Annotated in this window: 8 protein-coding genes and 2 tRNA genes; 5 read left to right on the plus strand and 5 right to left on the minus strand. The window is 72.4% G+C overall.

From position 1 onward, the window contains the following. Positions 1-227: 227 nt before the first annotated feature. Complete coding sequence (locus PINTE_RS24610; RefSeq protein ID WP_068433831.1) at positions 228-1,019, minus strand: winged helix-turn-helix domain-containing protein; 792 nt, start codon at positions 1,017-1,019, stop codon at positions 228-230. Positions 1,020-1,131: 112 nt separating this feature from the next. Here PINTE_RS24610 and PINTE_RS18925 point away from each other — a divergent pair, with 112 nt between their 5' ends. From PINTE_RS18925 to PINTE_RS18945, 5 genes are all read left to right on the plus strand, one after another. Next, the gene (locus PINTE_RS18925; protein WP_068433833.1) at positions 1,132-2,484 is read left to right on the plus strand and encodes an SLC13 family permease; all 1,353 of its coding nucleotides are present in this window, start codon (positions 1,132-1,134) and stop codon (positions 2,482-2,484) included. 43 nt (positions 2,485-2,527) lie between these two features. Further along, positions 2,528-3,763, plus strand: coding sequence for a CaiB/BaiF CoA transferase family protein (locus PINTE_RS18930; protein ID WP_068433841.1), 1,236 nt, complete (start codon positions 2,528-2,530; stop codon positions 3,761-3,763). Next, entirely contained in the window at positions 3,760-5,304 is a 1,545-nt protein-coding gene (locus PINTE_RS18935; protein WP_068433835.1) for a carboxyl transferase domain-containing protein, read from the plus strand. Before PINTE_RS18930 ends, PINTE_RS18935 begins: the two co-directional genes overlap by 4 nt. A gap of 617 nt (positions 5,305-5,921) precedes the next feature. Further along, positions 5,922-6,155 (plus strand): DUF2237 family protein, encoded by a 234-nt coding sequence (locus PINTE_RS18940; RefSeq protein WP_068433837.1) that lies wholly within the window; start codon positions 5,922-5,924, stop codon positions 6,153-6,155. Next, positions 6,146-6,219 (plus strand) — tRNA-Ile (locus PINTE_RS18945). Before PINTE_RS18940 ends, PINTE_RS18945 begins: the two co-directional genes overlap by 10 nt. Before the next feature lie 119 nt (positions 6,220-6,338). On the opposite strand, the gene PINTE_RS18950 is transcribed toward PINTE_RS18945, so the two are convergent. The 4 genes from PINTE_RS18950 to dnaG form a co-directional block, all read right to left on the minus strand. Continuing rightward, on the minus strand, positions 6,339-7,661 hold the full coding sequence (locus PINTE_RS18950; protein ID WP_084343810.1) for a hydroxyacid-oxoacid transhydrogenase: 1,323 nt from the start codon (positions 7,659-7,661) through the stop codon (positions 6,339-6,341). Between the two features lie 80 nt (positions 7,662-7,741). Continuing rightward, positions 7,742-7,817 (minus strand) — tRNA-Asn (locus PINTE_RS18955). A gap of 86 nt (positions 7,818-7,903) precedes the next feature. Beyond that, a complete protein-coding gene (locus tag PINTE_RS18960) occupies positions 7,904-8,443 on the minus strand; it encodes a hypothetical protein (protein WP_068433839.1) in 540 nt (179 codons plus the stop codon). Further along, the coding region (gene dnaG, locus PINTE_RS18965) for a DNA primase (RefSeq protein ID WP_505804050.1) at positions 8,443-8,912 on the minus strand (470 nt) is incomplete at its 5' end. The genes PINTE_RS18960 and dnaG, both read right to left, overlap by 1 nt.

Here is an 8,912-nt window from a genome sequence, read left to right on the forward strand (position 1 = left end):
GCTACGCCGCGTCGGCCACCCGCGAGCCCGAGTGTCCGGCTCCCCGAGCACCGCGAAGCAAAGTGAATACCGCCCCCGAACGAGCCCCTCCGGTGGGCCGACTCCCCCTACCTGGCCGAAGGCTGCCCTTTCGGTCGAGGGCTAGGGTTCCGGCGCGAGCCCTCGACCGAAAGGGCAGCCTTCGGCCGTCTGGGTGGCGAGGGGCGGGGGGCGTGGGGGCGAGGGGGTCAGCGGCCGATGTCGAGGAGCCCGTCGCAGGCGAGGGCGGCGGCGCTGGGGTCGGCCCGCAGGATGGCGGCCGCGATGAGGTCGAGCCGGGCGCTGAGGGCCGCGCTCGGCGCGGGGGCCTGGGCGGACGCGGCCAGCGTCTCGTCGAGGTCGGCGAGCAGCGGGGAGTTCGCGAGACGTCGGATACACCGCCAGGTCTCCTCGAAGCTCCGGGCCTGCCCGTCGGAGGCGAGCAGCGCGCTCTTGAGGATCGCGCGCCGATCGGCCGCGGCGGCCCGGGCGAGCCCGGCGAGCATCGCCTCCCGCGCGACGACCGCCTCCCGCGCCGGCCTGCGGTCGAGGCGGTCCAGCGGACCGACCCGAGGCTCAAGGTCACTCTCGGCACCGGCTCCACCGGCTCCACCGGCTCCACCGGCTCCACCGGCAACGCCGGGAACACCGGCTCCACCGTCAACCGCCGCTCCCCCGGCGTCACCGACAGCGCCACCGAGGGCGCCCCCGATGGCACCATCGATCGACCCGCCTGCGACCTGCTCGTGGGCGCCGCCACGCACGAGCGCACCGACGCCGTGCCGCACCTCGACGACGCCGCGCGTCTCCAAGGCGGCGAGCGCACGGGAGATCGTCGCGCGCGACACACCGAGCTCCGAGGCGAGTTCGCGTTCGCTGGGCAGCCGGTCGCCGCCGACGAGCCCTTGGGCGTCGATGAAATCCGTGATGTGCTCGGCGAGCCGCTCGTAGAGGCGCTCACGCCGCAGCGGCTGCATCCGCCGTTCGCCGCGCTCACCCATAACGCCATCTTACTCACTGGCCAGTCCAGAGACTGGAATGGTTGTCAGGTGGCCAGTCCACTGGCAGGATTAGCGCCCATCCGATCACCGTCGATCCAATCCTGGAGGCGCCATGTCTCACGAGGTCGTATCCCTCATCGTCCTCGCCATCGTCTTCCTCGTCGCCACCGTGCGCGGCGTCAACATGGGCGCCCTCGCCCTCGTCGCGTCGTTCGTCGTCGGCCTGGCGGTCTACGGCGCCTCCACGAACGAGATCCTCGACGGCTTTCCCGCGAGCCTGTTCGTCATCCTCGTCGGCGTCACCTATCTGTTCGCGCTCGCGAAGAACAACGGCACGGTCGACTGGATCGTGCACGGCTCGGTGCGGGCGGTCGGCGGCCGCGTGGCGCTCGTGCCGTGGGCGATGTTCGCCGTGTGCGCCACCGTCACCGCGATCGGCGCGGTCAGCCCGGCCGCCGTCGCGATCGTCGCCCCGGTGGCGATGGGCTTCGCCCTGCGCTACCGCATCCATCCGCTGCTCATGGGCATGATGGTGGTCCAGGGCGCGACCGCCGGCAGCTTCTCCCCCATCGGCATCTTCGGCTCGATCACCAACGGCGTCGTCGCCTCCAACCAGCTGCCGGGCAACCCGCTGTTCCTCTTCGTCGCCGCCCTCGCCGTGTGTTTCGGGATCGCGTTGCTCGTCTTCTTCGTCTTCGGCGGGCGGGCGCTGCTGGCCCGCGGCCGGGAGACCGACGACCTCGCCACCCTCGACGCCGACACCGAGGCCGGGCTGGCTCCGCTGCACGCCGAGACCCGCACCGAGCCGCACAGCAAGGTGGAGGCCGAGCGGTCGATGACGGCCACCACGGCGCTGCCGGACACGCACCGCCTCAACCCCGAGCGGTCGATGACGATCGTCGGCATGGTGTGCCTCATCATCGGCGCGCTCGTGTTCGACCTCGACGTGGGCTTCACGGCGCTGACGGTGGCCGTCGCGCTCACCCTGCTGTTCCCGAAGTCGGCCAAGGGCGCGGTCGAGAACATCTCGTGGGGCACCGTGCTGCTCATCGGCGGCATCGTCACGTACGTCGGCCTGCTGGAGAACCAGGGCGTCGTCGACTGGCTCGGCGAGACCGTCGCCAACGTCGGCTCCCCGCTGGTGGCGGCCCTGCTCATCTGCTTCATCGGGGCCGTCGTCTCCGCGTTCGCCTCGACCACCGGCATCATCGGCGCGCTGATCCCGCTGGCCGTGCCGTTCCTGCTGCGCGGCGAGGTCAGCGCGGTCGGTCTCATCACCGCGCTGGCGATCAGCTCCTCGGTCGTCGACTGCAGCCCGTTCTCGACCAACGGCGCGCTCGTCGTGGCGAACTCCGACGCCTCCGAACGCGACATGGTGTTCCGCCAGCTGATGATCTGGGGAATGTCGATGATCGTCGTCGCACCCCTCGTCACGTGGGCGATCCTGATCCTGCCCACCACCTGATCCGCTCTACGTCGTGACCGACGCGACCGCACAGGAGAAGCGCATGCCCTCGAACCCCGCCCCGTCCGCTGCCGCCGGTCCCCTCGCCGGCACGCTCGTCGTCGATCTGTCCCGGGCCCTGGCCGGGCCGCACGCGACGATGATGCTCGGCGACCTCGGCGCCCGCGTCATCAAGGTGGAGGCGCCCGGCCACGGCGACGACACCCGCGGCTGGGGCCCCCCGTTCGTCGACCCCGCCGACGGCGCGCGCGAGTCGACGTACTTCCTGTCGTGCAACCGCAACAAGGAGTCGATCTGCCTCGACCTCAAGGCGGAGGCGGATCGCGAGGTCCTGCTGAGCCTGCTCGACCGGGCGGACGTGCTCGTCGAGAACTTCCGCACCGGGGTGCTCGACCGGCTCGGGTTGGGTTTCGAGTCGCTGCTGGAGCGCAACCCGGGGCTCGTCATCCTGTCGATCACCGGTTTCGGGCACGACGGTCCCGAAGGCGGGCGCGCCGGGTACGACCAGATCGCGCAGGGTGAGGCCGGGCTCATGTCGCTGACCGGCTCCGGGCCGGAGGACCCGCAGAAGGTGGGCACGCCGATCAGCGACCTGCTCTCGGGCATGTACGGCGCCTATGGGGTGCTCGCGGCGCTGCTCGAGCGGGGCCGCACGGGCCGCGGGCAGGTGGTGCGCACCTCGCTGCTGGCGGCCACGGTCGGGGTGCACGCGTTCCAGTCGACGCGCTGGACGGTCGCCGGCGAGGTCGGCCGGGCCGCCGGCAACCACCACGCCTCGATCGCCCCGTACGGCCTGTTCCGCTGCCGCGACGGGGCGGTGCAGATCGCGGTCGGCAGCGAGGCGCTGTGGGCCCGGTTCTGCGCGGGCTTCGCGCTCGACCCCGCGCTGCCGGGATTTGCGACCAACCCCGAGCGGGTGGCCCGCAAGGCCGAGACCATCGAGCTCGTCGAGTCGCTGTTCGCCGAATGGGACAGCCTGCCGCTGCTGGCCCGGCTCGCCGAGATCGGGGTGCCGGCCGGCAAGGTGCGCAGCATCGACGAGGTGTACGCCTGGGACCAGGTGCGCAGCCAGGGCCTGCTCGTCGGCGTCGAGCACCCCACGCTCGGCGACATCACGCTCGCGGGCCCGCCGCTGCGGTTCTTCTCCCCCGACGGCGCCGAGGTGACCCGCACCGCGCACACCGCACCGCCGACCCTGGACCAGCACGGCGAGCGGGTCCGTGCGGAGGCGGCCGCGGGTGAGCCCGACGGCTTCGAGCCCGACGGAGCCGGGTCGTGAGCCGCCGGCACACGTCGCGGGCGCTCATCGAGCTCGTCCTCGACGACGGATCGTTCGAGTCGTGGGACGCCCCCGTCGACACGAGCGAATTCGCGCCGGAATACCAGACGGCCCTGGCGAAGGCCGCGCAGCGGGCCGGCACGGACGAGGCGGTCGTCACCGGCTCCGGGACGATCGACGGCCTGCCGGTGGCGGTGATCGTCGGGGAGTTCGCGTTTCTCGGGGGATCGATCGGGGTGCGCACCGCGCAACGGATCACCGCGGCCGTGCGGCGCGCGACCGCGCAACGGCTGCCGCTCATCGCGGCGACCTCGTCCGGGGGCACGCGGATGCAGGAGGGCACGCCGGCGTTCGTCGAGATGGTGACGATCAGCCGGGCGATCGTGCAGCACAAGGCCGCCGGGCTGCCCTACCTGGTGTACCTGCGGCACCCGACGACCGGCGGGGTGTTCGCCTCATGGGGGTCCCTCGGGCACGTGACGGTCGCCGAGCCGGGCGCGCTCGTCGGCTTTCTCGGACCGAAGGTGTACGAGGCGCTCAACGGCGAGCCGTTCCCCGCGGGCGTGCAGCTGGCCGAGAACCTCGTCGACAAGGGCGTCATCGACGCGGTCGTGCCGGACGAGCACCTCGCGCCGCTGGCGGCCCGGGTGATGCGGCTCCTGCACCCGTCCGGCCCGCACCGCGGTCCGGCGCGTCCGGTGCTTTCGGGGGTCGCCGACCCCGCCGCGGTGCCCGACCGGGTGCGCGGCGCCGTCGAGTCGACCCACGCGATGGCCCAGGACGAGCCCCCGCGCGCCGGTTCCCCGCGCGCCGATTCCCCGCACGAGCAGGACCCGCACGTGTGGGAGTCGGTGCTGCTCACCCGGTCCGACCGGCGCCCCGGAGTGCGGGAACTGCTGCGCTATGCCGCCGACGACGTCATCCCGCTGTCGGGCACCGGCGAGGGCCAGCACGACGCCGGGCTCGTGCTGGCGCTGACGTCGTTCGGCGGGTTGCCGTGCGTGCTCGTCGGGCAGGACCGCCGCAACCAGGCCCGGCAGTCGATGGGTCCGGCGGCGCTGCGCGGCGCCCGCCGCGGGATGCGGCTGGCGCAGGAACTCGGTCTGCCGCTCGTGTCGGTCATCGACACCCCCGGCGCGGACCTGTCGACCGGCGCCGAGGAGGGCGCGCTGGCCGGCGAGATCGCCCGCTCGATCGCGGAGCTGTCGACGCTGACGGTGCCCAGTGTCGCGCTGCTCATCGGGCAGGGCTGCGGCGGCGGGGCGCTGGCGATGCTGCCGGCCCGGTCGGTGGTGGCGGCCGAACACGCCTGGCTCTCGCCGCTGCCTCCGGAAGGGGCGTCGGTCATCGTGCACGGCACCGTCGACCAGGCGCCGGAGATGGCCCGGGCCCAGGGAGTCGGCGCCCGCGACCTGCTCGCGCACGGCATCGTCCACCACGTCGTGCCGGAACGGCCCGCCGCACACGAGAATCCGCGCCTGTTCTGCCGGCACATGGCGGCCGCCGCGGTGGCGGAGTTGCGCCGCCAGCTGCGGGATTGACGACGAAGCAGCAGCCCGTTCAGGCTGGGGTCGTCGCTCACGACGCCGCCCACTCGGTCTCGCCGATTTCCATGATCGATATGCAGATCGACTAACTGCAAGATGAAATCGAACATTCCCCGTTAGCCGGTCGCCTGTCGCAGTGGAGATTGTCCAGCTAGGCGCGTTGCAGGCGATCGCCGACCCGGGCTGAGCCGCCTGCCGACGCGCGCTGGAGGTGCCAGTTGGCGGGTCTGCGGCGGCTACTTCGGGTGGTCCGGAAGATAGTGGGAGATTCGCCCGGGCAGACGCGGCAGATTTACCACGCTCTTCGGGGCTGTCACCGTCTGCCAGTCGTGAGCGGCCGCCGCCGGCCGCCGACCGGCGCGCCCTGTGCCGCGCAAACCCGCGTCGCGGTCGCCGAAAGGTGCTGAGCTGCGGGCCAGCCCGTGGTGCACCGCCTGCCGCCGCGCGTCGGCTCGCCGACGGGCGCTGGAGGTGCCCGTCGGCGGGGTCTGCGGCGGTTGCCTCGGCAGGCTGAAAGATAGTGGGAGATTCGCCCGGGCAGACGCGGCAGATTTACCACGCTCTTTGGGACTGTCACCCTCTGCCAGCCGGGAGCGGCCGCTGCCGCCACGTTGGGTCGCATCACGGCGCAGCGCAACGTGCTCGGCGGGCCGCTGGAGCAATGCGGCACCGAACCGGTCACCGGCTTCTACCTCGACGGCTCCTGCACCGTCACCGCGACCGGTGCCGAGGAGTACGTGCTGGCGATCTTGCTAGCGCGCTGGGTGGTGGGCGCCGCGGTGGCGGAGTTGCGCCGCCAGCAGCGGGATTGGCCCCCGGTAGGCTGTGCGACCGCGGGGCGTTAGCTCAGCCGGTCAGAGCAGCGGACTCATAATCCGTCGGTCGTGGGTTCAAGCCCCACACGCCCCACGTGCGCCCGCGAGACGTCGTCGCCTACGACGATCGTCTGCTCGACGCCGCCCGAGCCGCCGGGTTGCGGACCGACTCGTCTGCTTAGCCACCTACAACCGGTGGCGCACCAAGGGCGCTCACCAGTTCGTCACGGAGGCGCGGAAGATCGCGGCGATGTCGGCCTCGGTGACCGGCTTGGGGCAGGTGGCCAGCAGCCGCTGCTGCTTCATCGTGCCGGGCACGAGATCGTCGACGTCGCCCTCGCCGTAGCCGACCGCGGCGATGCCGTTGGGGATGCCGATGTCACGCATGAGTCGCACAAGTGCGGTGGGCAGCTGTTCCGCCGGGTCGTCGAGGCGCTCGAGGGCGGGGTCGAGCAGACGCGCCGCCTCCAGGTGCCGCTGCGGGGAGGCCTCGAACGTGAACCGGAACGCGGCGGGGGCGGTCAGCGAGACCGACTCCCCATGCGGCACCATCGCCTCCTGCGCCGGGTAGTTCGCCGGGCGGTAGTCGCGCACCATCCCGGCGATCGGGTAGCCGTTGGCGTGCGGGATGTGCACGCCGGCGTTGCCGAAGCCCATGCCCGCGAGGGTGGCGGCCAGCATCATCTCCGAGCGGGCCCGCGCGTCGGCGCCTTCGGCGACCGCCGTGCGCAGCGAGTTCGCGATGAGCCGCAGCGACTCCCTTGCCCACAGGTCCGAGACCGGGTTGGAGCCGCAGTACGTCACGCGGTCGGCGGCCTGCTTGCGCTCGAACGTCGTGTACCAGCGGGCCGTGTACGACTCCAGCGCGTGGCACACGATGTCCATGCCGCTGGAGGCGGTGACCTCGGGCGGCAGCGTCATCGTCAGCAACGGGTCGACGATCGCCAGCGTCGGCCGCAGCCGCCAGTGGCTGATGCCGGTCTTCACCTTCATGCTCAGCACGTCAAGAATGCACATCGCGGTGCTCTCGGAGCCGGTGCCGGCGGTCGTCGGCACGGCGAACAGCGGCTTGAGCGGTCCCGACGGCGCGCGGGCGTCGCCGATCGGCTTGTTGAGGTAGTCGAACAGCTCGCCGCCGTCGGTGAGGATCAGGTTGACGGCTTTCGCGGTGTCGATCGCCGACCCGCCTCCGATGGCGACGAAACCGTCCCACGGGCCGCTCTCCCGGGCCGCGTCGATCGCGTCGGCGAAGCTCTCGTCGGTGGGCTCGACGTGCACCCGGTCGTACACGCCCGCCTCGATGCCTACGGCACCCAGCGAGTCGACGACGCGCTGGGCGAACCCCAGCTGCGCGAGCCGGGAGTCGGTGAGCACGAGCACCCGCGCCAGCCCGTGCGCCTTGACCTCGAAGCCGATCTCGTCGAGCGCGCCCGAGCCGAACTTCAGCGGCGGCGCCCCCCACGTGAAGATCGTCTCCTGCGTCAACCCCGGGTCGGCCCCGAGGTCACCGGTGCGCGGATCCTGCGCGTCGCTCATGTCGTCCTCCCTGCGTCGTTCGCCGGGTGCCCGGGATCGGCAACGACGAAACCCCGCACGCGGGGTGCGGGGTTCGTGGGTGGCTCCCCCGGTTGGACTCGAACCAACAACCCTTCGGTTAACAGCCGAATGCTCTGCCAGTTGAGCTACAGGGGAATGGCGCCTGGAGCAGGTTAGCAAAGGGGCCGACCCGCGCGGAAATCAGGGCCGGGATCGGGCCCTGGCCTGACGGGCCGCGACGGTCACACCATCCCGGCCTGCTCGGCGAGGTCGTCGAGGATGCGCTCGGCGTAGTCGAGGACCACCGGGTCGAGGCGACCGCCGCCGCTCCACACCTCCTGGCGCAGCGGCTCCCCCGTCGCGAGGTTGCGGCGGATCGCGACGCGGCCGAACGTGCGGCCGTCGATCTGAACGGGCGCGTCGATGATGACGCTGGCCGCCACCCGGTCGTGGAAGACCTCCGCGAAGCGGCGCGCCCCCGACGTGAGCGTCCACTGCGACGCCCGGCCACCCTCGACCCAGGTCACCGAAATCGTGCCGGTCATCGGCTCCAGCGCCCCCGAGGCCACCTCGTGCCAGGCGCGTTTGATCGGACGCACCGGCACCCGGAACTGCCCCGGCTTGGGCGCCTGGTCCGGCGGCAGCACACACAGCCGGGTCGTCGTCGCAATGATGAACGCCTCCGTGCGCTCGTCGCGCGCCACCGCCATGACCCGTTCCCCCGGAGCCCGTCCCAACAGTTCGTCGACGTGCGACGGCAGCCGCGGCCGGAAGATCGCCATCACGCCACCCCCGCCCGCAACCGCGCCAGTTCCCTTTGGAGACCGGTCAGTTCGACCGCGAGCGCGCGCACCCGAGACGGGTCTTCGGACTCCGCGCGGCGCATCGCGCCGGTCGTCTCGGAGATCCGGCGCCGCAGCGACACCTCGCGGGTGCGGGTCAGCAGGTCGGCCACGTAGCGCGGGTCGGGGCCGCCGGTGCGCGGGTCAGAGCGCGCCTGCAGCGGCGCCACCGCCAACTCGGTCACGAGCGTGCCGACCTCCTCGCCGGCGGCCCGCTCGACCAGCTCGGTCCACGCCCGCGCCGACACGCGCTCGCGCTCGTCCCACGCCCCGAGCACCGCGTGCTGCACCCGCCGGTGCGCCGGCGCCGCGAACGGCGTGCCCGCCAGCACCGCCGCGTCCGCGTCGGTGAACGCCCCCGGATACTGCACGAGCATCTGCAACAACTGGTGCTCCCGGTCGATGTTCG

Origin of the sequence: Piscicoccus intestinalis NBRC 104926, from assembly GCF_001515525.1 — a bacterium.
Classification (GTDB): Bacteria; Actinomycetota; Actinomycetes; order Actinomycetales; family Dermatophilaceae; genus Kineosphaera; species Kineosphaera intestinalis.